This window comes from Dyella sp. C9, from assembly GCF_003332825.1.
In the GTDB taxonomy this organism is placed as follows: domain Bacteria; phylum Pseudomonadota; class Gammaproteobacteria; order Xanthomonadales; family Rhodanobacteraceae; genus Dyella.
Genome location: NZ_QIRF01000013.1, coordinates 95,977 through 118,372 on the forward strand (window position 1 = coordinate 95,977; position 22,396 = coordinate 118,372).

The following is a 22,396-nucleotide window of genomic DNA, read 5'->3' on the forward strand; positions in this document are numbered from 1 at the left end:
CGAAGCGCGACGGTGACCCGCCGCGCTTCGCCGATGACGACCTCGAATGGATCAGTAGCGGATATCCACGTCCTTGGTCTCGCGCAGGAACAACAGGCCGATGAAGAACGTGGCGACGGCCACGATGATCGGGTACCACAGGCCGTAGTAGATATCGCCCTTCCACGCCACCAGCATGAAACCGATGGTGGGTACGAAGCCACCGAACCAGCCGTTGCCGATGTGGTACGGCAGGCTCATCGAGGTGTAGCGGATGCGCGTGGGGAACATTTCCACCAGCCACGCCGCGATGGGGCCGTAGACCATGGTCACGTACAGCACCAGGATGGCGAGCAGGATCACCAGCATGAGGTTGTTCTGTTGCGCCGGATCGGCTTTCTCCGGATAACCGGCCGTCTTCAGCGCCGCTGCCAGCTGCGTGCCGAACGCCTTGCTCTGGTCGGCGAAGGCCTTGCCGTCCAGCGAGCCGCCCTCGAACGAGCTGATGGTCTGGTCGCCGATCTTCACCTCGGCAATGGCGCCACGCTCGGCGGTGATGTTGGAGTACGGGATGCCCTTCTTCGCCAGCGCGCTCTTGGCCACGTCGCAGGAACTGGTGAACTTGCTCTTGCCGACCGGATCGAACTGGAAGCTGCAGGCCTGCGGATCGGCCACCACCTTCACCGGCGACGTGGCGGCAGCCTGCTCGATGGCCGGATTGCCGTAGTGGGTTAGGCCCTTGAAGATCGGAAAGTAGGTCAGCGCCGCCAGCAGGCAGCCGGCCAGCACGATGCTCTTGCGGCCGATGCGATCGGACAGCCAGCCAAACAGCACGAAGAACGGCGTGCCGATCGCCAGCGCCGCGGCGATCAGCAGGTTGGCGGTGGTGGCGTCGATCTTCAGGCTCTGGGTGAGGAAGTACAGCGCGTAGAACTGGCCGGTGTACCACACCACGGCCTGGCCGGCCGTGGCGCCGAGCAGCGCGAGAATCACCAGCTTGAGGTTCTTCCATTGGCCGAAGGCTTCGGTGAGCGGCGCCTTGGAGTGCTTGCCCTCGGCCTTCATCTGCTGGAACACCGGCGATTCATGCAGCTGCATGCGGATGTACACCGACACGATGAGCAACAACGAGGAGATCAGGAACGGAATGCGCCAGCCCCAGGCATCGAAGGTTTCGGTGCCCAGGCCCAGACGAGTCCCCAGGATCACCAGCAGCGACAGGAACAGGCCGAAGGTCGCGGTGATCTGGATGAAGCTGGTGTACAGGCCGCGTTTGCCCTGCGGCGCATGTTCGGCCACGTAGGTGGCCGCGCCACCGTATTCGCCACCGAGTGCCAGGCCCTGCAGCAGGCGCAGTGCGATCAGCAGGGTAGGTGCTGCCACGCCCAGGGTTTCGTAGCCGGGCAGCACGCCGACCAGGAAGGTCGACAGGCCCATGATGATGATGGTGATGAGGAAGGTGTACTTGCGTCCGATCATGTCGCCGAGGCGGCCGAACACGATGGCGCCGAACGGACGTACGGCGAAGCCGGCCGCAAACGCGAGCAAAGCGAAGATGAACTGGCTGGTCTCGTTGAGTCCGGTGAAGAAGTGCTTGCCGATCAGCGCGGCGAGCGAGCCATACAGATAGAAGTCATACCACTCGAATACCGTGCCCAGGCTGGAAGCCAGGATCACTCGTCGGTGGCCGGTGTCGAGCGATCCGCGCGTGTCGACTGCGGTCGTAGCCATGATGTTGCCCTCAAGGTGGAACTGCCGGTCGGGAAGATGGATCAGGTTTTCAGGGTGCAAGCCACTGGAGCGGCCATGCCGCCCTGTGCCTCTCTCTCCGCTGGCAGGACGGGGTGATCCCTTGGCCCCGTCCTTCGATCAGGCAGCCACGCCTCCCGCACGGCCGCCCGATAGCGTCAGAAGTGATACAGGCCGCTCAGGCTGACCTGGTTGCCGTTGGTGTATTGAGGGTTGCCGGCCGAACCAAGCTGCCAGCGCACCTTGTCGTACATCCATTCGATGCCGAGCTCGTAGTTGCCCGAGGCGTACTGCAGGCTGAGCGCCGACTGGTTGTCGCGCAGCAAGGCGGTACCGGCAGTCGCACTGGTGGTAGTCCAGCGGATCACCTGGTCGCCGTTGGGGCGCACCATCGAGAAGAAGCCGTTGACGCTCCACTTCGGCGTGAAGTTGTAGGACGCCTGCACATAGCCGCCCGATTCGTTGATATTGCCGAACTGCGACATGGCGCCGAAGATCTCGCCCAGCGCCCGGCCGGAGTAGATCAGGCCCTTGAAGGTCCACGGTCCGGGTTTCCATTGCGCGCCCACCTCGTAGCCGAAGCTGTTGAGCGTGTCGCGCAGCGGCGTGGGGTTGATGTCGCCCACGCCCTTGAGGTCGATGGTGGAGTAATGCGCCACCAGGTAGGCCAGCCAGTCGCTGCCCTGCACGTGCAGGCGAGCCTCCACCTGCGGCCGGAAGTCTGCAGCGCCTGCGTTGAGGTAATTGACGTTGGAGGTGCCGGCTTCGTTCTGCGGACCGTTCCAGCTACCCTCGAACACGCCCAGGTCCAGGCGCCACTTCACGCCATCGGAACCGTGGTTGAGATCCTGCATCCACGCCACGCCCGGATAACGCCAGCCTACGAAGCCCACGCCATAGCCCAGCGGGAAGGCGATGTGGGTCAACGAGGTGGCTACGTTCTCCAGCGGGAACATGAAGTCCCACTGCTGGCCGATGCGGATGGTGCTGCCGTAGTCGGGATTGGTGATGTCCATATAGGCCTGGCGCAGGCGCGGAATCGGCTGCTGCTGCGAATAGGCGCCGGTGCCGTTGTTGCCGCCGAAGAAGTCCATCTCGATACGGCCACCGCCGCCCCAGTCGTCGGTGAGCTTGGCGCCGCTGAAATCGAGCCAGAAGCGCGTGTTGCGTACATCCACGCCGCTGAGCGTGCCGTTGTAGCCCTGCGCGATGTTGGCCGGCGTCTGTGGTGCCGGCACCAGTGCGTTCTGGCCGTTGCCGTAGTTGGAGAAGGTACGGTCCTGGCCGAAGGCACTGGCGCTGATGAAGCCATGCAAGGCCACCGTGAGCCCGGAAGCCGTGGTGAACTGCGGCTTGGGTACCGAATCGGCCTTGGTCTGCGCGGCCTGCGCCGTGGTATTGGCCTGCTCCGCAGTGACCTGTGCGGTCTGCGCGGTCTGCGTGGCCTGGGTGGTGGCGGCCTTCTGTTCCTGGATCATGGCCTTCAGTTCGGCCAGCTCCTGCTCGAGCTGGTTCACGCGTTGCTCGAGCTGCTGTTCGCGGGTGCTCGATTTGCTGCTCTGCGTGCTGCTCGGGGTGCTGCTTTGGGCATGGGCTGCCAACGGCAGGCCCAGTGCGCAGGCGATGCTGAGTACCAGCAGCCGGCTGTGTCGCACGGTCTTCGGACGTGTCATGGCGTGCCTCCCCAGGTCGATGACGAATCGAGCATGTCCATGCTGCAACGCGAGCGCCTATTCCCCATTGGTCTAACCTCGACCAAAGTCGAAAGAAGGCCGAAACGTACCGATCACCGGCCAACCGCTACACTCGGGCGCTACCGCCGGCAAACCTGCCGCCGCGGCATTCACCACGCATGAGGAGGCCGGTGCCCCGGCCGCAGGAGCCCCACGATGACCAAGCTCTACCCCGTCAAGCCCGAGTTCGCTGCCAAGGCCCGCATCCGCAAGGACGACTACGAGCGGCTCTACGCCGAATCGGTGCAGGACCCGGAGGGCTTCTGGGGCAAGGTCGGCCAGCGCCTCGACTGGAGCAAGGCCCCCACGCGCATCAAGAACGTCTCCTACGACCCCAACAACCTGCATATCCGCTGGTACGAGGACGGCGAGCTGAACGTGTCGGCCAACTGCCTGGATCGCCATCTGGCCACCCGTGGCGACAAGACGGCCATCATCTTCGAGGGCGACGATCCCGGCGACTCGCGCCACATCTCCTATAAGGAGTTGCACACCGAGGTGTGCAAGTTCGCCAACACGCTCAAGCACCTGGGCGTGCAGAAGGGCGATCGCGTGGCCATCTCCCTACCGATGATCCCCGAGGCCGCGGTGGCCATGCTGGCCTGCGCCCGCATCGGCGCGGTGCACTCGGTGGTGTTCGGCGGCTTCTCGCCCGACTCGCTGGCCGGCCGCATCGCCGACTCCACCTGCAAGGTGGTGGTGACCGCCGACGAAGGCGTGCGCGGCGGCAAGAAGATCCCGCTGAAGGCGAACGTGGATGCCGCGCTGGAACGCCCCGGCACCAACAGCGTGGAGACGGTGATCGTGGTGCGCCGCACCGGCAGCGCGGTGCCGATGCAGTCGCCGCGCGACCGCTACTACCACACCCTGATGGACGGCCAATCGGCCGACTGCCCGCCCATCGCGGTGGAGGCCGAGCACCCGCTGTTCATCCTCTACACCTCCGGTTCCACCGGCAAGCCCAAGGGCGTGCTGCACACCTCGGGCGGCTACCTGGTCTACGCCAGCTACACGCATGAGCTGGTGTTCGACCTGCGTGAAGACGATGTGTACTGGTGCACCGCCGACGTGGGCTGGGTCACCGGCCACAGCTACGTGGTGTATGGCCCGCTGGCCAATGGCGCCACCACCGTGATGTTCGACGGCGTGCCCAACTACCCGAACACCAGCCGCTTCTGGAACGTGGTGGACAAGCACAAGGTCACCTTGTTCTACACCGCGCCCACCGCCATCCGCGCGCTGATGCGCGAAGGCGAGGAGCCGGTGAAGAAGGCCTCGCGCGCCAGCCTGCGCCTGCTTGGTTCGGTGGGCGAGCCGATCAATCCGGAAGCCTGGGAGTGGTACTACCGCGTGGTCGGCGACGAGCGTTGCCCGGTCGTGGACACCTGGTGGCAGACCGAGACCGGCGGCATCCTGATCACTCCGCTGCCCGGCGCCACCGACGAGAAGCCCGGTTCGGCGACCAAGCCGTTCTTCGGCATCATCCCGGCCGTGGTCGACGCCTCGGGCAACGTGCTGCAGGGCGCCACCGAAGGCAACCTGGTGATCGCCGATTCGTGGCCGGGCCAGATGCGCACGGTGTATGGCGACCACCAGCGTTTCATCGACACCTACTTCACCGCCTACCCGGGCAACTACTTTACCGGCGATGGCGTGCGCCGCGACGAGGACGGCTACTACTGGATCACCGGCCGCGTCGACGACGTGATCAACGTCAGCGGCCACCGCATCGGTACCGCCGAAGTGGAAAGCGCGCTGGTGGCGCACCCCAAGGTGGCCGAGGCCGCCGTGGTTGGCGCACCGCACGACATCAAGGGCCAGGGCATCTATGCCTTCGTCACCCTGATCGCCGGCGAGACTGGTAGCGACGAACTGCGCAAGGAGCTGGTCGCCTGGGTGCGCAAGGAGATCGGACCAATCGCCACGCCGGACTTCCTGCAGTGGGCGCCGGGCCTGCCCAAGACGCGCTCGGGCAAGATCATGCGCCGCATCCTGCGCAAGATCGGCGAGAACCAGCCCGACCAGTTGGGCGACATCTCCACCCTGGCCGATCCGGGCGTGGTGAAGAACCTGGTGGACGAACGACTGATCAAGTAACCCAGCCACCTGCTGTAGTAGCGCACGCTGTGCGCGACGGCGCCAACGGAGCACTGTCGCGCACAGCGTGCGCTACTACCGGGAAACCGAACGACCATGCCCGACGTACTGATTGCCGATGACCACCCGCTGTTCCGCGACGCACTGCAGCGTGCGGTGCTCGCGGCCATTCCCAACGCAAGCGTGCATTGCGCCGACAGCGTCTACAGCCTGCTCGGCCTGATCGAGCAGTATCCCGACGCCGAGCTGCTGCTGCTGGACCTGCACATGCCTGGCGCGCGCGGCTACTCCGCGCTGGCGCATATCCGCGGCCAGTTTCCCGGCCTGCCGACCATCGTGGTCTCGGGGCACGAGGATGTATCGGTGGCACGCCGCGCGCTGGCACACGGCGCCTCGGCCTATATCCCCAAGTCCACCTCCGGCGAAGACATCATCACCGCCATCCGCAAGGTGCTCGATGGCGACGTGTGGCTGCCGCACCAGCTGGTCGGTGGGGGCGTGGAATTGAAGCCGGACGAGGCCGCGGTGGCCGATCGCATCGCCACGCTCACGCCCCAGCAGTTCCGCGTGCTCACCATGATCGCCGAGGGTTTGCTCAACAAGCAGATCGCCTACGACCTGGGCGTGTCCGAGGCGACGGTGAAGGCGCACATGACCGCCATCATGCGCAAGCTCGGCGTGAACAACCGCACCCAGGTGGCGCTGGCCGCCAGCCATCTGGCGATCGACCAGGACGCGATGCCGTCGATGCCGAACGACGAGGACGATTAAGCCGCGACGCTCTTCACTGCGGTGAAGGGCGACGACCGTTCCGCCCCTACGGATCACGCCGGCGTCTGTCGCCGCACCAGCGCGCTCAGCAGCGCACGCAAGGCAGCCGGGCGCACCGGCTTGTGCAGTACCGGATAGCCGAGTGCACGCGCACGCTGCTTGAGCTCGCTGCTGCCGTCGGCGGTGATCATCGCCACCGGCGGCAGGTCACCGATCGCTGCGCCGAGTTGGTCCAGGGCCTGCAGGCCATCAAGATCGTCGGTGAGGTGATAGTCGGCCAGGATCAGGTCCACGCCGCCGCGCCGCAACTCCTGTTCGGCCTGCACCACATCGAGTGCCGTGCGGCACTCCACGCCCCAGCGCTGCAGCAAGGCGCGCATGCCATCGAGGATGGCCGGGTCGTTGTCCAGGCACAGCACGGTCAGCGGCAACTGTTCACCCGATACCGGGTGCACCGGCGTGCGCCGGCGTGGCACGGTGCCTTCGACGCGCGGCACGCGGATCGCAAAGCGACTGCCCTTGCCTTCACGCGATACCAGTTCGAGTTGGTGGTGCAGGATTCCCGCGATGCGCTCGCAGATGGAAAGGCCCAGCCCGAGCCCCTTCTCGCCCCAGGGCGAGGGACGATCAAGCCGCTGGAACTCGCCGAAGATGCGCGCGCGCTGTTCCGGTGCAATGCCCGGCCCGGTATCCCAGACCTCGATGCGCACCTCGTCGCCCATGCGTCGCGCGCCCAGCAGGATCGCCCCCGTGTGCGTATAGCGCAGCGCATTGGAGATGAGGTTCTGCAGCACGCGACGCAGCAGCTGCGGATCGCTGCGCACGGCCAGCCGGGTGGGTACCACCCGCAACTGCAGCCCACGCCGCTCGGCCAGCACGGCGAATTGCGCCTTGAGTGAATCGAACAGGTCGGCCAGCGCAAAGTTGTTGACGTCGGCACGATAGCTGCCGGCGTCCAGGCGCGAAGTGTCGAGCAGCGCGTCGATCAGGTCTTCGGCCGCACGGAACGAAGCTTCGATGCGCTCGGCCAACTGGCTCGCCTCGGCGTCGAGTCCCGGATGCTGGCGCAAGGCAGAAGTAAACAGGCGCGCCGCGTTGAGCGGCTGCAGCAAATCGTGGCTGGCCGCGGCGAGGAAGCGCGTCTTGGAGGCATTGGCCATCTCCGCGTCGCGGCGTGCGTTGGCGGTGGCGCTCAATGCATCGCTGAGCTCGGCCGTGCGCTGTTCCACACGCTGTTCCAGCGTTTCGTTCGCATCGATCAGGGCCTGCTCGGCGTGCTTGTAGGCGGTCACGTCGGTGTAGGTGGTGACATAGCCGCCTCCCGGCAGCGGGCGTCCACGCATCTCGATCACCGTGCCATCCGGGCGAACGCGCTGGAACAGATGCGGCGAGCCGGCATGCATGTGCGCGATGCGCTTGCCCACATGGGCTTCCACTTCACCCGGCCCGCATTCGCCATGGTCGGCGTTCCAACGGATCAGGTCGGCCACCGGCACGCCGACGTAGACCATGCCATCGGGATAATCGAACAGTTCCAGGTAACGCCGGTTCCACGCCACCAGGCGCATCTGCGCGTCGACCACGCTGATGCCCTGCGAGACATTCTCCAGCGTGGTGGAAAGCAGCTCGCGGTTGAAGCGCAGTTCCTGCGAGGCCTCGTCCATCAGCGCCATCGCCTCGGCGATGTCCAGGCCCGAGCCCGAGAGTGCGCCCATCAGGATGCGCCGTGCGCTCGCCGCACCCACCGCCGAAGCGAGCAGGCGTTCGGTGTACTGGATGAGGGCGCGATCCGCGGCCTCGCCCGGCTGCAAGGGTTTGCCGCGGCGTTCGGCGTAGTCGTCGAAGGCGCGCTGGCTGGTGCGCTCGCCCACGATGCGTTCGGCGATGGTGCGCAGGTCACCGACGGCGACACGGCCGCGCCAGTCACCTGCGCCACGGCTGTCGATCGCATACGGGTCGATGAACATCGCGGCGTGCAGGCGCTCCTCCAGCGTGGGGCGGAAGCGCAGCGAGACGAAGATCAGGCAGGCCACGTTGACCAGCAGCGACCAGAACGTGCCGTGCATGATCGGGTCCCAGCCGCTCAGGTGGAACAGGGCCTGTGGATGCAGCCAGCCCCATCCCATCGGACCGGTATCGAGCCAGTGCGCCGAGCGGTCCATCGCCGGCAGCAACAACGTGTACGCCCACACCACGAAACCCGCGGCCAGGCCCACTGCAACGCCCTTGCGACTGGCACTGCGCCAGTACAGTGCCGCGACGATGCCCGGGGCGAACTGCGCCACCGCGGCGAACGCCAGCAGGCCGGTGGCGGCGAGATTGGTGGTGTCGGCCACCACGCGGTAATACACGTAGGCCATGGTGGCCAGCGCGATGATCGCGACGCGACGCACCAGCAACACCAGTTGCGACAGGTCCGCGCGCTGTTCCAGTTTCAGGCGACGGATGCGCAGCAGCATCGGCATGATCAGGTCGTTGCTGATCATGGTGGAGAGCGCAACCGAGGCGACGATCACCATGCCGGTGGCCGCGGAGAAACCACCGAAGAAGGCAAGCAGGGCCATGCCGCGGTCGCCGTACGCCATCGGCAAGGTGAGCACCCAGGCATCCTTGTTGCCGAGCTGCACGCTGGGCAGGTGCAGGCCCGCCGCCACGATGGGCAGCACGGCCATGCTGACGATCACCATGTACGCGGGAAACAGCCAGCGCGCGCGATGCAGGTCCCGCGGGTCCTCACATTCGACCACGCCGATCTGGAACTGCCGCGGCAGGCAGAACATCGCGCAGAACGCGAGCAGCGTCTGCGCCATGAAACCCGGCGAAACGCCCTGCGAAAGCTGCTGCAGCGGGAGCTGCGCGGTGGCCGCCAGGCCGGGGCCGCGGTGCAGGGCGTAGACAGCCAGCACGATGAAGACCAGCAGCTTGATCAGCGACTCCACCGCGATCGCCAGCATCATGCCGTGATGGTGTTCGGTGGCATCGATGGTGCGCGTGCCGAACAGGATCGCGAAGGTCGCCAGCAGGATCGCGCACCAAAGCGCGCTGTCGCCGAACTGCGCTGCACCCGGCGTGCCGAAGCCACCAAGCACGGCGTAGGACATGGCCACCGCCTTGAACTGCAGTGCCAGGTAAGGAACGATCGCGATCACCGCGATGATCGCCACCAGCGCGCCCAGCCCGTGCGACTTGCCGAAGCGCGCACCGATGAAGTCGGCGATCGAGGTGATGTTGCGCTGTCGCGCCACCAGCACCAGCCGGCGCAACAAGCCGAAGAAGAATACGTAGAGCAGGATCGGGCCGAGGTAGATCGGCAGGTAACCGAGCCCGTCGCGCGCGGCGGACCCCACCGCGCCGTAGAACGTCCACGACGAGCAGTACACCGCAAGTGCCAGGCTGTAGACCAGCGGTCGCAGGCGCGGCTGGCGCGGATACAACGGACGGCGATCGCCCGCGTAGGCCACCACGAACAGCAGGCCCACGTAGAGCAACGAAACCAGCAGCAGCAGCCATCCGGCGATCAAGCGCGGTACTCCGTGATGAGGGCGTCCCTGCGATAGTCTGCAGCCAGGCGGCGCGCGCGGATGGCGGGCGTCCGCCGTGCTTGTAAGTAGCGCCACACACCCGTCACCATGCGCGGATGATGACGAACGACGGCCAGACGCCAGCGAAAGTAGCAGAGCGGCTGGGTGATGACGAGATTCACGTCTGGCGCCTGGCCTACGACCACCACCGTGGCCGTGCGCCGCTGCTGGCCATGCTGGCCACCTATCTCGGCATACCGGTCGACGCCGTGCGGCTGGAGCTGGCTCCCCATGGCCGCCCGTTGCTGGCGCCTGAGCATGATGAAGCGTTTTCGTTCAACTGGTCGCATAGCGGGGATCAGGCATTGATCGCGATTGCCCGGGGCATCGTGCCAGGCATCGATCTGGAGCGGCTGCGCGAACATCCCCGCGCGCTGGAAATCGCCCGCCGTTATTTTAGCCCGGATGAAGCGGCTGTGTTGGAGGGCCTGGAGCCCGCGCGGCGTGATCGGGCCTTCCTCGAGATCTGGACCGCCAAGGAGGCCGTGCTCAAGGCCGTCGGCCGCGGTATTGCGTTTGGGCTCGACCGCCTCAGCATCGGCGGTTCCCCTGAACTGCCCACGCTAGGCCGCCTCGAAGGACACGCGGCCGACCAGTGGCAGCTGCAGCGGCTGATGCTCGATCCCGCGCACATCGGTGCGCTGGCATGGCACGGCGAGCCGCGCCACGTCCGGCTGTGGACACTTGCCGAGCCCACGTGATCGGCGCACTGTTTGCAACCCGCCGCCTTCCAGGCGTCGTGTTCCGGCCTTGCCAGCGAGTACCGCCACTCCCATGACCCTGCTTAGCGTCAATCTCAACAAGATCGCCGTGCTGCGCAATTCGCGCGGTGGCAGCGAGCCGGACATCGTCCATGCCGCCCATACCTGCATCGACGCTGGTTGCGGGGGCATCACCGTGCATCCGCGCCCCGACCAGCGCCACGTGCGTCCCGACGACGTGCGCGCACTGGCCGCCGTGCTGCGCGGACGAGTCGAATACAACATCGAAGGCAATCCGTTCGCGCCTGCCCGCGGCACCTACCCGGGACTGATCGCACTGGCCCGCGAAGTACGCCCGACCCAGGTGACCCTGGTGCCCGACGGCGATGGCCAGATCACCTCCGACCACGGCTTCGACCTCGAGCGCGACATCGACATCCTGCGCCCGCTGGTGGCCGAACTGCGCGAGATCGGTTGCCGCGTGAGCCTGTTCGTCGACAGCGGCGCCACTGGCTTCGAGGCAGCGGCCGCGATCGGCGTGCAGCGCATCGAGATCTATACCGGTCCTTATGCGCATGCGTTTGCCGAGGGCCATGTGCAGGAGGAACTCGAACGCTGTGCCGACACGGCCCGCCGCGCGCAACATGCCGGGCTGGCCGTCAACGCCGGACATGACCTCAGCCAGGTCAACCTGGGCACGTTCAAGGCTGCGATCCCTGGCCTGGCCGAAGTGTCGATCGGCCACGCGCTCATCGGCGAGGCACTGTACGAAGGCCTCGCCACCACCGTGCGCAACTACCTGCAGATCCTGCGCTGAGAGGGTTCGGTCCGGCGGACCGTTGAATTGCGCACAGGGTGCGCTCCTGCAAGCCGAACGCCACCCTGTAGGAGCGCACCCTGTGCGCGATCAATCCAGCCGCTGCATCTGGACGTCCAAACATCCGCGCCAGGCGTCCCGAGCACCCAAAAAAGAACCCCCGCACTGGGCGGGGGCTCAAAGGGTAGTGTTACTGCGGTTTACAGCTGAATCACTGACCTTCGGTAAAGCCGATCTTGGTCAGGCCGTAGCTCTTCGCATCGGCCAGCACACGGGCGACGTGCTCGTAAGCCACGCTGTCGTCCGCATTGATCTGCACTTCCGGCTGCTTGGCCGGATCGCCCAGACCACCAATCACCGCCAGCTGAGCCTTGAGGCCCAGCTCATCGACCGGGGTATCGTTCCAGTACAGCGCACCGGACTGGTCGATCTTCAGTCGAACGGGTTCCGGCGGATTTTCCGGCTGGACCACGTTCGGGTTCGGCTGCGGCAGGTCGATCTTCACTTTATGGGTAAGCATCGGGGCCGTGATCATGAAGATGATCAGCAGCACCAGCATCACGTCGACCAGCGGCGTGACGTTGATGTCGGCCATTGGCCCCTTACCACTTCCAGAACTAAATGCCATGACTCTTACTCCTTGCCGGTCGTAATGAAACCGACATGGACCATGCCTTGTTCCTTGGCGTCGGCCAGGATCTTCTTCACGACCTTGTATTCCGTGGTCTTGTCCGCACGGATCTGCAGTTCCGGCTGCGGGGCCTTGGCCGCCGCAACCGCAAACTGTGCCTTCAGCTCTGCCTCGGTGACTTCGATGTCATTGAGGTACAGGGTGCCATCCGGCTTCACGGCCAAGTCCATCGGCTCCACCGGCTCCGTATCCGAAACCTTCGGATTGGCAGTCGGCAGATCAACCGTGATTCGATGGGACATCAGCGGCGCGGTGATCATGAAGATGATCAGCAGCACCAGCATCACGTCGACCAGCGGCGTGACGTTGATCTCCGACATCGGACCGCCGGCATTGCCTCCGGTGCTCATTGCCATGGGTCAGATCCTCACTTGCCTTCGACGCGCGCGCCGGTGGCGAAGAAGTCGTGCAGGTCGTGCGCGAACTCGTCGAACTGAGCGTAGGTCAGGCGGTTGGAGCGGTTGAAGAAGTTGTAGGCGAGCACGGCCGGGATAGCGGTGAACAGACCGAAGGCGGTCATGATCAGAGCTTCACCCACCGGACCGGCCACGGCTTCCATCGAAGCGTTGCCCGACGCGGAGATCTTGATCAGCGCGTGGTAGATGCCCCACACGGTACCAAGCAGACCGATGAACGGAGCCGACGAACCGACCGTGGCGAGCAGGGTCAGGCCGCCTTCCAGACGCAAGCTCTCGCGAGCCACGGCCTGGCGCAGGGCGCGATCGATGAACTCGGAGCGGCTCAGCGACTCGGCGAGGCGACCACCGCCGGCCGAAGCCTGCTGGTGGTGAGCGACGGCCGAAGCGGCGTCGAGGGCGATCTTCGAGAACGGTTCGCCCTTGGGCTGGGCTTCCAGCTCACGGATGGCGTCCTGGGTCGAACCATTCGACCAGAAGCCGTTGATGACCTTGTCGGCGCGACCGCGAACCATCGAGTTGCGGATCGCGTTGGCGACGATGAAGTACCAGGAGGAGAAAGACATCACCACCAGCACCACGAACACGATCCAGCCAAGGAAATCGAAGTTGTGGATGAGGTGGTCGAAGCCCATGGACTTCATGGCTTCGGCGTTGGTGGTACCGCCCGCGGGGGCCGGAGAAGTTTGCAGGAACATAACGCTACCCTTGGAAAGTCAGGCGTGAACTGATTGACCGTAACCTAAGTTACAGCTGGTTTAGATTGAAATTGACCGGTACGCGGACGAAAGCTTCCACCTTCTGTCCATTCTTGATCTGCGGATTGAAGCGCCACTTGCGTGCCGTTTCAATCGCGGCCTGATCCAGCTCGCGATAACCGCTGGACGACTCCACCTTGATGTCCTTCGGCGTACCGTCCACAGCAACCAGAATCATCAGCGTGACCGTGCCCTCGTGACGCTGGCGGATAGCCTGCGGCGGATACTTGGGCTGAATACGGCTGTTGTAGCTGACGTCCTGACCCGCTGCGATGTCGGCCGGCGGAGCCGGGGGAGCAGGCGGAGCCGGCGGCGCAGCGGCGACCGCATTGGTGTTCGCCTCTTCCACGGCCGGCGGCGGCGGCGGTGGCTCGATGAAGTTCACCTGGACAGTGCGTTCTTTCTCTTTCTGCACCTGCTTCGGCGGTGCCATAGGCGCCACCAGCAACAGGAACGCGAACGCATGCAGCGCGATGGCAACAGCCAGCGCCCAGGTACGCCTCCAATTGAACGGCCCTTGGCCGGTTGCTTCGTTACTTGAGGCCATCTGTCACTATCTGGAGCTAATCAATCGGTGAGACGTGGTCACGGATTCCACTGGCAATATCGATCCAAAAGGGGATGACATTTGCCACTGGACGAGAGCACGGAAAGGTTTCAACGGTACAACAGCACATGGCATTTGTATAGCTCCCGCGAGGCATCCGAATAGACGTCTATCCGGCTCACGGTTGTTACACCTCTGCCTTACTTGCTCGCTCCCTGCGCCTTCAGCCAAGCCTTTGCTTTAGCAGAGGTTTCGGGGTCCTGTGCGGCCTTCTCCATGGCTGCGATCGTGCCCGGCTTGTCCTTCAGGCCACGACACGCTTCGGCCAGCAACATATAGGCGGTGCCCTTGTGCTGCACGCCCTTGTCGATGCCCTGTTGGATGAGGCCCTTGGCCTCGGTGTACTTGTTGTCCTGCAGCAGGAGCTGGCCCGCGCGGACTGCCGCCTCACCGTCCTGGGCCAACGGGATGGCCTTCTTGTAGGCGGCAACGGCGGTGCTCGAGTCGTCTGCCATGTAGGCAGCGTCGCCGAGCAGCTTGTAGTTGTCGTAGCTGGAGGCAACCACGCCCTTGTTCATGCCCTCGTTGAGCACGGCCACGGCCTTGGCCGCCGACGGCTTGGCGTCGCCGGTGTTCTGACCGGTGATCAGGTAGAGCTTGGCGAGGTTGACGTAGTCCTTCTCGTTCTTGAACTGACCGTCGGCATGGGACTTCTCCATCAGCGTGATCGCTTCCGGATACTTCTGCGCCTGCATCAGCACGGCCACGGCGTTGGACAGCGCGTTGGGATCGTTCGGGTTGGCGGCGAGCTGCTGCTGGGCCACCTGCGCAGCCTGGTCACTCTGGCCGGATTCCGAGTAGCTGGCCATCAGGATCTGGTTCCAGCTGTCGTTCGGCTTGTCGGTCATCGACTGCGCCTTCTTGATGGCGGCAATCGCTTCCGGGTACTTGCCAAGGCGGTAGTACGCGTTGCCTTCCAGCGCGTACGACTCGGGGGTTTCCTTGCGGCCTTCGGCGCGCCACTTCTCGATGGTGTCGATGGACGGCTGGTACTGCTCGTCGGCCAGGTAGAACTGGGCCAGCATGTACTCGAGCTGGAAGAAGGTGTCGTTCGGCATCACGCCGTCGTCGATGGCGCGCTTGAGCAGGTCGATGGCGCTCTTCAGGTCGCCATCCTGGTAATGCACCGTCGCCAGGCCCTGCAGGGCCAGCGCCTGGGCGTACTTGCTCTTGCTGCCATCAGCGATCGGCTGGAGGATCTGGATCGCCTTTTCCTTGTCCTGATTGTTCACCGCATCAAGGCCTTCGTTGATGGCCTTCTGGTCCTTCTCGCTGGTCAGGTCCAGCTTCGGCTCCTTGCGGGTAGCGTTCGGGTACAGCGCTTCCTTCTTGTCCTTGGAAGAGCTGTCGCTCGCAATGACCGGGGTGCTCACCACGGCCAGGGCCAGCGCCGTACCAGCGAGCATCTTGATCAGGGGAACACGCTTCATGGCAGTCCTCAGGGGTTAGGGTTTTCACGCGCCGACGACGCGGGGGATCGCTGAGCGTAACCTGACTAGGCGGCAGATAACAAGTCGCAGCGCCACAACAAAGATTGTTAAGAATCAATCAGTTGAACCATACGCAAGCGACTGGACATGATTTTCAAGCAGCAGGGTCATGTGTATCGTGACTTTCTGCCCTGGAAAACAGGCTTTCCTGCGCGGCGTATGCGCGAGCTAACACGTTAATACGTTAGCACTTTCACATCAAAAGAAACGGCGTGACGGCCACCACAGGGCAGCCGTCGACGCCGTCACAAGGTCCACCCCGAAAGATCAGATATCGAGGTTGGCGACCTTCAAGGCATTGGCCTCGATGAAATCGCGACGCGGTTCCACCGCCTCGCCCATCAGCATGGAGAACATCTGGTCGGCGGCGAAGGCGTCCTCGATGCCTACCTGCAGCATGCGACGGGTTTCCGGGTTCACCGTGGTCTCCCACAGCTGCTCCGGATTCATTTCGCCCAGGCCCTTGAAGCGCTGGATCATGCGGCCCTTCTTGCCCTCTTCCAGCAGCCAGTGGCGAGCCTCGGCGAAGTTCTGCACGCCGCGCGAGCCGTTGCCGCGGCGAACCACGGCGTCGGCCTGCACCAGACCGGCGAGCTGCTGGCTCACCTGCAGGATCGGGCGGAACTCGTTGCTGCTGAAGAACGGCTGGGGCAACAGCCAGGTGTGGCTGAGGCCGTGCTGCTCCTTGACCACCTCGATCGCCGCAGGCTGCTCGTCCAGTGCCGGACGCAGGGCCAGGCGATAGCGCGGCTTGCCCAGGCCGCTGGCCGCCAGGCGCGATTCCACACCGGCCAGCCAGCCCTGCATCGCCGTTGCGTCATTCCACAGCGCGGGCTCGAGCGGGGCATGCTCCAGCATGGCGGTGAGCACGGTGGCATCGAAGCGATGGCCCAGGCGCTCGATCTGGTCCAGCGCGGTCTGGTAGTCGCGCAGCAGCTTCTCCAGCGCCTCGCCGCTGATGCCGGGGACGTCGGCGGCATACTGCAGCTCGGCGCCATCGACGGCACTGGACACCAGGTAGGCGTTGAGCGCCGCGTCGTCCTTCAGGTACATCTCGTTCTTGCCCTGCTTGATCTTGTACAGCGGCGGCAGGCCAATGTAGACGTGGCCACGCTCGATCAGCTCGGGCATCTGGCGGTAGAAGAACGTAAGCAGCAGGGTGCGGATGTGCGAGCCGTCCACGTCCGCGTCGGTCATGATGACGATGCGGTGGTAGCGCAGCTTGTCCGGGTTGTATTCCTCCTTGCCGATGCCGGTGCCAAGCGCGGTGATCAGCGTGCCGACTTCGGCGGAGGACAGCATCTTGTCGAAGCGGGCCTTCTCCACGTTGAGGATCTTGCCCTTCAGCGGGAGCACGGCCTGGGTCTTGCGGTTGCGGCCCTGCTTGGCCGAGCCGCCCGCGGAGTCACCCTCGACCAGGAACAGTTCGCACAGCGCCGGATCCTTCTCCTGGCAGTCGGCCAGCTTGCCCGGCAGGCCGGCGATGTCCAGGGCGCCCTTGCGGCGGGTCATCTCGCGGGCCTTGCGGGCGGCCTCGCGGGCACGCGCGGCATCCACCACCTTGGAGGCAATGGCCTTGGCCTCGTTGGGGTGTTCCAGCAGGAACTCGCCCAGCTTCTCGTTGACGGCCTGCTCCACCGCAGTCTTCACCTCGGAGGACACCAGCTTGTCCTTGGTCTGCGAGGAGAACTTCGGGTCGGGCACCTTCACCGACAGCACGGCGATCAGGCCTTCGCGCATGTCATCGCCCGACAGCGCCACCTTGGCGTTCTTGGCCAGGCCTTCCTTCTCGATGTAGCCCTGCAGCGAGCGCGTCAGCGCCGCGCGGAAGCCGGTGAGATGGGTGCCGCCGTCGCGCTGGGGGATGTTGTTGGTGAAGCAGAACATCGTCTCCTGGTAGGAGTCGGTCCACTGCATCGCCAGTTCCACCGAAATGCCGTCCTGCATGGCGCTGAGGCTGATCACGTTGGGGTGCAACGCGGTCTTCAGCTGGGCCAGGTGCTGCACGAAGGACTTGATGCCGCCCTCGTAGGCGAAGCGGTCGCTACGCCCTTCCCCGCGCTCGTCCTTCAGGTCGATGGTGACGCCGGAGTTGAGGAAGGCCAGCTCGCGCAGGCGCTTGGCCAGGATGTCGTAGTGGAATTCGGTGTTGGAGAAGGTGTCGGTGCTGGGCAGGAAGCGCACGGTGGTGCCGCGCTTGGATGACGGCCCCACTTCCTTGACCGGGTACTGCGGTTCGCCCAGCGCGTATTCCTGCTGGTACTCCTTGCCCTCGCGGCAAATGGTCAGCCACAGGTGCGAGCTGAGCGCATTCACCACCGACACGCCCACGCCATGCAGGCCGCCGGACACCTTGTAGGAGTTCGCGTCGAACTTGCCGCCGGCGTGCAGCACGGTCATCACCACTTCCGCGGTGGAGCGGCCCTCTTCCGGGTGCATGTCCACCGGGATGCCGCGGCCGTTGTCGCTGACGCTGACCGAACCATCCTCGAGGATGGTGACGGTGACATGGTCGCAATAGCCGGCCAGGGCTTCGTCGATGGAGTTGTCGACGACTTCGAACACCATGTGGTGAAGGCCAGTGCCGTCATCGGTATCGCCGATGTACATGCCCGGGCGCTTGCGCACCGCTTCCAGGCCTTTCAGAACTTTGATGTTGCTCGAATCGTAGGATGCGTTCATTCGTCGACCGTTTCCTGGGCGCCTTTTCCCGTCCGGATCGGCGCCATACAAGGCCGGACGGGGGACAATCGGTTGATTATAGCAGGGGGTTGAGACGGCCTTGTTCCACGTGGAACACGCGCGTAGGACCGCCCTCCAAGGCCTCGGGCACCTCGGTGCCGGTCACCAGCACCTGGGCCCCCACGGCCCTCAGCTGGCTCACCACGGCCGCCTGGTGGGGCCTGTCCAGTTCGGAAGCCAGATCATCCAGACAGACCACGGGCCACTCACCCCGTCGCTGGGCATACAAGGACGCCTGGGCCAGCACACAGGCCAAGGCGGTCAACTTCTCCTGCCCCCGCGAAAGGTGTTCGCGCAACGGCGCGTGTTCGAAGGCAATCGACCAATCGGCCCGGTGGGATCCCTGCGTGGTGTGGCCGCGCGCCAGGTCCCGGCCGCGCTGGCTGGCCAGGACGTCGGCCAGTTCGACACCTTCGGCCCAGCCGCGGCGATAGCGGAGTTCCACGGCGCCCAGCTCAGGCAGGAGTGCCTCCATGCACGACAATAAATGGGGGCGAAGCGCGGCCAAATAAACCTCGCGCAGCCCGTCGATCTGGGTGGCGGTGGTCGCCAGTTCGGCTTCCCAGGGTGCAAACAGGGCGTCGGAAACCAGCGAGGCTGCCCGCAACAAGGTGTTTCGCTGTTTCAGGGCTCGTTGGTAGCGCCGCCAGGCCAACATGAAGTCATGTTCCACGTGGAACACGCCCCAATCCAGATAGCGCCGGCGCTCCTCTGCCCCGCCGGCGATCAGTGCATGCGAGCCAGGCTCGAAACAGACCACGGCGCATTCGCCGACCAGTTCGCTGAGCGATGCCGTCGATCCGTCGACTCGAGCCTCCCAGCGTGCGCCCTGCCGCCCCAACCCGATCCGCCGTGACTGGCCGTCCGCATGCCGCAGCTCAGCGAACACCGACAAGGCGTCGGCACCGCGCTGGAGCAACGCATCCTTGGCCCCGCTACGAAACGAGCGGGCATGCGACAACAGAAAGGCGGCTTCCAGCAAGCTGGTCTTGCCCGCTCCATTGGGGCCGGCAAACACGGTTACGCCAGGATCGAGTTCCACCTCGACGTCGGCCAGGCAGCGCAGGCCACGAATACGCAGATGCTGCAGCCACATGTCAGCGGGCTCCTGACGCAAGAACGCCGGGGCGTCTTGCGACAACCCCGGCGTTCCTGTGCTGCTTGCCCAAACGCGGCAAACGATGGTTCGACATCAGAGACGCAGCGGCATGATCACGTGGCGAGCCTGGTCACTATCGTCCTCCTGCACCAGGCAGCTCGACTGGGCGTCGCGCAGATTCAGGCGGGCGCGTTCGCCACGCAGGGCACCGAGCGCATCGAGCAGGTAACCCACGTTGAAGCCCACCGCCAGATCCGACACCACGGTCTCCGCTTCGAGCTCTTCCACGGCCTCTTCCTGCTCCGGATTGTGGGCCACGATACGCAGCTTGCCCGGCGACAGCTCCAGCTTCACGCCACGGTACTTCTCGTTCGAGAGAATCGCCGCACGCTGCAAGGCTCCGCGGAGGATCTCGCGATCCAGCGTGGCGTGCTTGTCGGCGCCCAGCGGAATCACCGCTTCGTAATCCGGAAAACGACCGTCGATCAGCTTCGAGGTGAACACCACGTCGCCACGGCGCACGCGCAGGTGATTGCGGCCGAATTCCAGCTCAACCTGCCCTTCGCCCGTCTCGAACAAACCGACCAGTTCGTTCACGCCCTTGCGGGGAATGATGATCTGGCGACGCGCGGCGACTTTGCTTTCCAGCTTGGTCTCTTTCAGCGCCAGGCGATGTCCGTCGGTAGCTACGCAGCGCAGCGTGTGCTCCTGGAGATCCAGCAGCATGCCGTTCAAGTAGTAGCGCACGTCCTGGTTGGCCATGGCGAACGCGGTGCGGTCCATGAGATCACGCAGGACTTCTTCCGGCAGCGTGACCCGCTCAACCAGCTCTATCTCGTCGATGGTCGGAAACTCGGTCGCGGGCAGCGTTGCCAGGGTGAACCGGCTGCGCCCTGCGTTCAGCGCCACGCGGTCGCCGTTGAGCTTCAGTTCGATGTGGGCACCGTCTGGCAGCGCACGCACGATATCGAACAGCTTGCGCGCTGGAATGGTGATTTCACCGTCGACCAGTTTGTCGGCACCGGTGGTGGCGATCATTTCCACTTCCAGATCGGTGCCGGTCATCGACACTTTTCCGTCAGCGACCTTCACCAGCAGGTTGGCGAGCACTGGCAGCGTTTGGCGGCGTTCGACGACGCCCACGACCTGCTGCAACGGTTTGAGCAGAGCTTCTCGTTGAATGCTGAATTGCATGTATGCGCTTCCCCAATCCTGCTTTTCTGTTTTTAAAAGAAGTTCTGTAGTGGTGGTAGGCGGCGTGGATAACTCTGAAAACCGGAAAAATTCATGAGAATCAAATGATTAGCCGATTCTCACATTGTGTTCCCAAGCGGTGGATGACTGTGGGCCGGATGTGGATAACTTTTCCGGCCAAATCGTCCACCTATTATCCACAGCTTGCCACCGCACTTTTCAAGCACTTAGTACACAGCCGACACGACTCAACCGGTCAGGATGCGAATCAGCTGTTCCCAATCCTGGCGCATCCGCGTGTCGGTCTCGCACAGCTTCCTGATCGTGCGGCAGGCGTGCAGCACGGTCGTGTGGTCGCGACCGCCGAACGCCTCGCCGATCTCGGGCAGGCTGTGCTCGGTGAGCTCCTTGGACAGCGCCATGGCGATCTGGCGCGGGCGCGCCAGCGAACGCACGCGGCGCTTGGACAGCAGATCCTGCAGGCGCACCTGGTAGTAGTCCGCCACCGTCTTCTGGATGTTGGGCACGGTCACCGCCTGGGCGTGGGTCGCCAGCAGGTCGCGCAGGGTCTCCTCCGCGAAATCGATGGTGATCGGCTTGCCGTAGAAGTTGGCGCGGGCCGCCAGCGTGTTGAGCGCGCCCTCGAGGTCGCGCACGTTGGAGCGGATGCGCTTGGCTAGCAGCATGGCCACGTTCTCCCCCACCGCCACGCCCTTGTCGTGGGCCTTGGACAGCAGGATCGCCGCGCGGGTCTCGAAGTCCGGCGGCTCGATCGCCACCGACAGGCCCCAGCCCAAGCGCGACTTCAGGCGCGGCTCGAGCTTGTCCACTTCCTTGGGGTAGCGGTCGCAGGTGAGGATGATCTGCTGCTTGGACTCGAACAGCGCATTGAAGGTGTGGAAAAACTCTTCCTGCGTGGTGTCCTTGCCGGCGAAGAACTGGATGTCGTCGATCAACAGCGCGTCCACCGAGCGGAAGCGGCGCTTGAACTCGTCCATGCTCTTGGTGCGCAGCGCCTCGATCATCGAGCCGACGAACTGCTCCGAGCGCAGGTACAGCACCTTGAAGTCCGGATTGCGCTCGCGCATCAGGTTGCCGGTGGCGTGCATCAGGTGGGTCTTGCCCAGGCCGGTACCGCCGTACAGCAGCAACGGGTTGTAGGCGCGGCCGGGGTTCATCGCCACCTGCATGGCGGCGGCCTTGCCCAGCTGGTTCGACTTGCCCTCGACGAAGGTTTCGAAGGTGTAGTGCGGGTCCAGGTTGTGGGTAAACGCAGGGGCCGGCGCTTCTGCGACGACCGCGGCTACGGCCTTGGGCGCCGCAGCCGGAGCGGGCGCGGCCAGCTTTCCACTGGCCGTGGCGCGAGGCGAACTGGAGCCAACCTCCAGCCTCACCGTCAGCTCATGGCCGGTCAGCTGGCTGATCACCGTTTCGATGCGGGCCAGGTAGCGCTCGCGCACCGTATCGAGGGTGTACGGATTGGGCGCAAACAACTGCAGGCCGTGGGTGTCATCGCGGGCCTGCAGCGGCATCAGCCAGGTGTGCAGGTCTTCGGCGTTCAATTCGCCCTCGAGACGCTCGAGACAGCGCCGCCACAGGTCACTCATGGGAAATCTTCAACCACTGGAAGGAGCGCTTACGCGCGGGGTGGACCGGCAAGTCTAGCAGCACGAACCCCTCCAGTCGGCATGGATATCCACACGGATATCCACAGGAAGTAAACAGCCTTTTGTCAAGCCCAATCATCGCCCTATTTGACAGGGGCATGAAACGGCCTGCATAATTTCCAACCTTTTTATCACCTTAACTTCGGACAAAGCCATGTCGAAGCGCACCTTCCAACCCAGCAAGCTCAAGCGCGCCCGTACCCACGGTTTCCGCGCCCGCATGGCGACTGCCGATGGCCGCAAGGTTCTGAACGCCCGTCGCGCCAAGGGCCGCAAGCGCCTGATCCCGTAAGCAGCGCGCCCA

The 22,396-nt window shown here is 64.6% G+C and carries 17 protein-coding genes; 5 read left to right on the plus strand and 12 right to left on the minus strand.

The annotated features are described in order from the left end of the window. Positions 1 to 51: 51 nt before the first annotated feature. Entirely contained in the window at positions 52 to 1,710 is a 1,659-nt protein-coding gene (locus DVU99_RS14640; protein WP_114240971.1) for an MFS transporter, read from the minus strand. 176 nt (positions 1,711 to 1,886) lie between these two features. Beyond that, positions 1,887 to 3,401 carry a hypothetical protein gene (locus tag DVU99_RS14645; protein WP_114240972.1) on the minus strand — a complete coding sequence of 505 codons (1,515 nt, stop codon included), beginning with the start codon at positions 3,399 to 3,401 and terminating at the stop codon, positions 1,887 to 1,889. Positions 3,402 to 3,617: 216 nt separating this feature from the next. Here DVU99_RS14645 and acs point away from each other — a divergent pair, with 216 nt between their 5' ends. Beyond that, entirely contained in the window at positions 3,618 to 5,558 is a 1,941-nt protein-coding gene (acs, locus tag DVU99_RS14650; protein ID WP_114240973.1) for an acetate--CoA ligase, read from the plus strand. 96 nt (positions 5,559 to 5,654) lie between these two features. After that, positions 5,655 to 6,329 carry a response regulator transcription factor gene (locus DVU99_RS14655; RefSeq protein ID WP_114240974.1) on the plus strand — a complete coding sequence of 225 codons (675 nt, stop codon included), beginning with the start codon at positions 5,655 to 5,657 and terminating at the stop codon, positions 6,327 to 6,329. A 53-nt stretch (positions 6,330 to 6,382) separates the two neighbouring features. Here DVU99_RS14655 and DVU99_RS14660 read toward each other — a convergent pair whose 3' ends face one another. Then, positions 6,383 to 9,850, minus strand: a complete 3,468-nt coding sequence (locus tag DVU99_RS14660) for a PAS domain-containing hybrid sensor histidine kinase/response regulator (RefSeq protein ID WP_198670343.1) — start codon at positions 9,848 to 9,850, stop codon at positions 6,383 to 6,385. A 116-nt stretch (positions 9,851 to 9,966) separates the two neighbouring features. On the opposite strand from DVU99_RS14660, the gene DVU99_RS14665 reads away from it, so the two are divergent. Together DVU99_RS14665 and DVU99_RS14670 are read left to right on the plus strand one after the other, a co-directional pair. Next, positions 9,967 to 10,611, plus strand: coding sequence for a 4'-phosphopantetheinyl transferase superfamily protein (locus tag DVU99_RS14665; RefSeq protein ID WP_114240975.1), 645 nt, complete (start codon positions 9,967 to 9,969; stop codon positions 10,609 to 10,611). Positions 10,612 to 10,684: 73 nt separating this feature from the next. Next, entirely contained in the window at positions 10,685 to 11,428 is a 744-nt protein-coding gene (locus DVU99_RS14670; protein ID WP_114240976.1) for a pyridoxine 5'-phosphate synthase, read from the plus strand. A 211-nt stretch (positions 11,429 to 11,639) separates the two neighbouring features. On the opposite strand, the gene DVU99_RS14675 is transcribed toward DVU99_RS14670, so the two are convergent. The 9 genes from DVU99_RS14675 to dnaA all read right to left on the minus strand — a co-directional run bounded on the left by DVU99_RS14675 (position 11,640) and on the right by dnaA (position 22,032). Then, entirely contained in the window at positions 11,640 to 12,056 is a 417-nt protein-coding gene (locus tag DVU99_RS14675; RefSeq protein ID WP_114240977.1) for a biopolymer transporter ExbD, read from the minus strand. Between the two features lie 5 nt (positions 12,057 to 12,061). Continuing rightward, a complete protein-coding gene (locus DVU99_RS14680) occupies positions 12,062 to 12,475 on the minus strand; it encodes a biopolymer transporter ExbD (protein ID WP_114240978.1) in 414 nt (137 codons plus the stop codon). A gap of 11 nt (positions 12,476 to 12,486) precedes the next feature. After that, a complete protein-coding gene (locus tag DVU99_RS14685; protein ID WP_074549498.1) occupies positions 12,487 to 13,233 on the minus strand; it encodes a MotA/TolQ/ExbB proton channel family protein in 747 nt (248 codons plus the stop codon). A gap of 49 nt (positions 13,234 to 13,282) precedes the next feature. Beyond that, complete coding sequence (locus DVU99_RS14690) at positions 13,283 to 13,726, minus strand: energy transducer TonB (protein WP_232823618.1); 444 nt, start codon at positions 13,724 to 13,726, stop codon at positions 13,283 to 13,285. A 314-nt stretch (positions 13,727 to 14,040) separates the two neighbouring features. Then, complete coding sequence (locus DVU99_RS14695; RefSeq protein ID WP_198670344.1) at positions 14,041 to 15,330, minus strand: tetratricopeptide repeat protein; 1,290 nt, start codon at positions 15,328 to 15,330, stop codon at positions 14,041 to 14,043. 327 nt (positions 15,331 to 15,657) lie between these two features. After that, entirely contained in the window at positions 15,658 to 18,072 is a 2,415-nt protein-coding gene (gene gyrB / locus DVU99_RS14700) for a DNA topoisomerase (ATP-hydrolyzing) subunit B (protein WP_114240980.1), read from the minus strand. Positions 18,073 to 18,148: 76 nt separating this feature from the next. Beyond that, entirely contained in the window at positions 18,149 to 19,228 is a 1,080-nt protein-coding gene (gene recF, locus DVU99_RS14705) for a DNA replication/repair protein RecF (protein WP_114240981.1), read from the minus strand. A 96-nt stretch (positions 19,229 to 19,324) separates the two neighbouring features. Beyond that, positions 19,325 to 20,425 (minus strand): DNA polymerase III subunit beta, encoded by a 1,101-nt coding sequence (gene dnaN / locus DVU99_RS14710; RefSeq protein WP_114240982.1) that lies wholly within the window; start codon positions 20,423 to 20,425, stop codon positions 19,325 to 19,327. 248 nt (positions 20,426 to 20,673) lie between these two features. After that, a complete protein-coding gene (dnaA, locus tag DVU99_RS14715) occupies positions 20,674 to 22,032 on the minus strand; it encodes a chromosomal replication initiator protein DnaA (RefSeq protein ID WP_114240983.1) in 1,359 nt (452 codons plus the stop codon). 214 nt (positions 22,033 to 22,246) lie between these two features. On the opposite strand from dnaA, the gene rpmH reads away from it, so the two are divergent. After that, the gene (rpmH, locus tag DVU99_RS14720; RefSeq protein ID WP_038622724.1) at positions 22,247 to 22,384 is read left to right on the plus strand and encodes a 50S ribosomal protein L34; all 138 of its coding nucleotides are present in this window, start codon (positions 22,247 to 22,249) and stop codon (positions 22,382 to 22,384) included. The last annotated feature ends 12 nt before the right edge of the window (positions 22,385 to 22,396 follow it).

Bases quoted from the DNA above. Each gene is read 5' to 3' on its own strand.
- DVU99_RS14640 (WP_114240971.1), bottom strand. From the start codon at position 1,710: ATGGCTACGACCGCAGTCGACACGCGCGGATCGCTCGACACCGGCCAC.
- DVU99_RS14645 (WP_114240972.1), bottom strand. From the start codon at position 3,401: ATGACACGTCCGAAGACCGTGCGACACAGCCGGCTGCTGGTACTCAGC.
- acs (WP_114240973.1), top strand. From the start codon at position 3,618: ATGACCAAGCTCTACCCCGTCAAGCCCGAGTTCGCTGCCAAGGCCCGC.
- DVU99_RS14655 (WP_114240974.1), top strand. From the start codon at position 5,655: ATGCCCGACGTACTGATTGCCGATGACCACCCGCTGTTCCGCGACGCA.
- DVU99_RS14665 (WP_114240975.1), top strand. From the start codon at position 9,967: ATGATGACGAACGACGGCCAGACGCCAGCGAAAGTAGCAGAGCGGCTG.
- DVU99_RS14670 (WP_114240976.1), top strand. From the start codon at position 10,685: ATGACCCTGCTTAGCGTCAATCTCAACAAGATCGCCGTGCTGCGCAAT.
- DVU99_RS14675 (WP_114240977.1), bottom strand. From the start codon at position 12,056: ATGGCATTTAGTTCTGGAAGTGGTAAGGGGCCAATGGCCGACATCAAC.
- DVU99_RS14680 (WP_114240978.1), bottom strand. From the start codon at position 12,475: ATGGCAATGAGCACCGGAGGCAATGCCGGCGGTCCGATGTCGGAGATC.
- DVU99_RS14685 (WP_074549498.1), bottom strand. From the start codon at position 13,233: ATGTTCCTGCAAACTTCTCCGGCCCCCGCGGGCGGTACCACCAACGCC.
- DVU99_RS14690 (WP_232823618.1), bottom strand. From the start codon at position 13,726: ATGGCACCGCCGAAGCAGGTGCAGAAAGAGAAAGAACGCACTGTCCAG.
- DVU99_RS14695 (WP_198670344.1), bottom strand. From the start codon at position 15,330: ATGAAGCGTGTTCCCCTGATCAAGATGCTCGCTGGTACGGCGCTGGCC.
- gyrB (WP_114240980.1), bottom strand. From the start codon at position 18,072: ATGAACGCATCCTACGATTCGAGCAACATCAAAGTTCTGAAAGGCCTG.
- recF (WP_114240981.1), bottom strand. From the start codon at position 19,228: ATGTGGCTGCAGCATCTGCGTATTCGTGGCCTGCGCTGCCTGGCCGAC.
- dnaN (WP_114240982.1), bottom strand. From the start codon at position 20,425: ATGCAATTCAGCATTCAACGAGAAGCTCTGCTCAAACCGTTGCAGCAG.
- dnaA (WP_114240983.1), bottom strand. From the start codon at position 22,032: ATGAGTGACCTGTGGCGGCGCTGTCTCGAGCGTCTCGAGGGCGAATTG.
- rpmH (WP_038622724.1), top strand. From the start codon at position 22,247: ATGTCGAAGCGCACCTTCCAACCCAGCAAGCTCAAGCGCGCCCGTACC.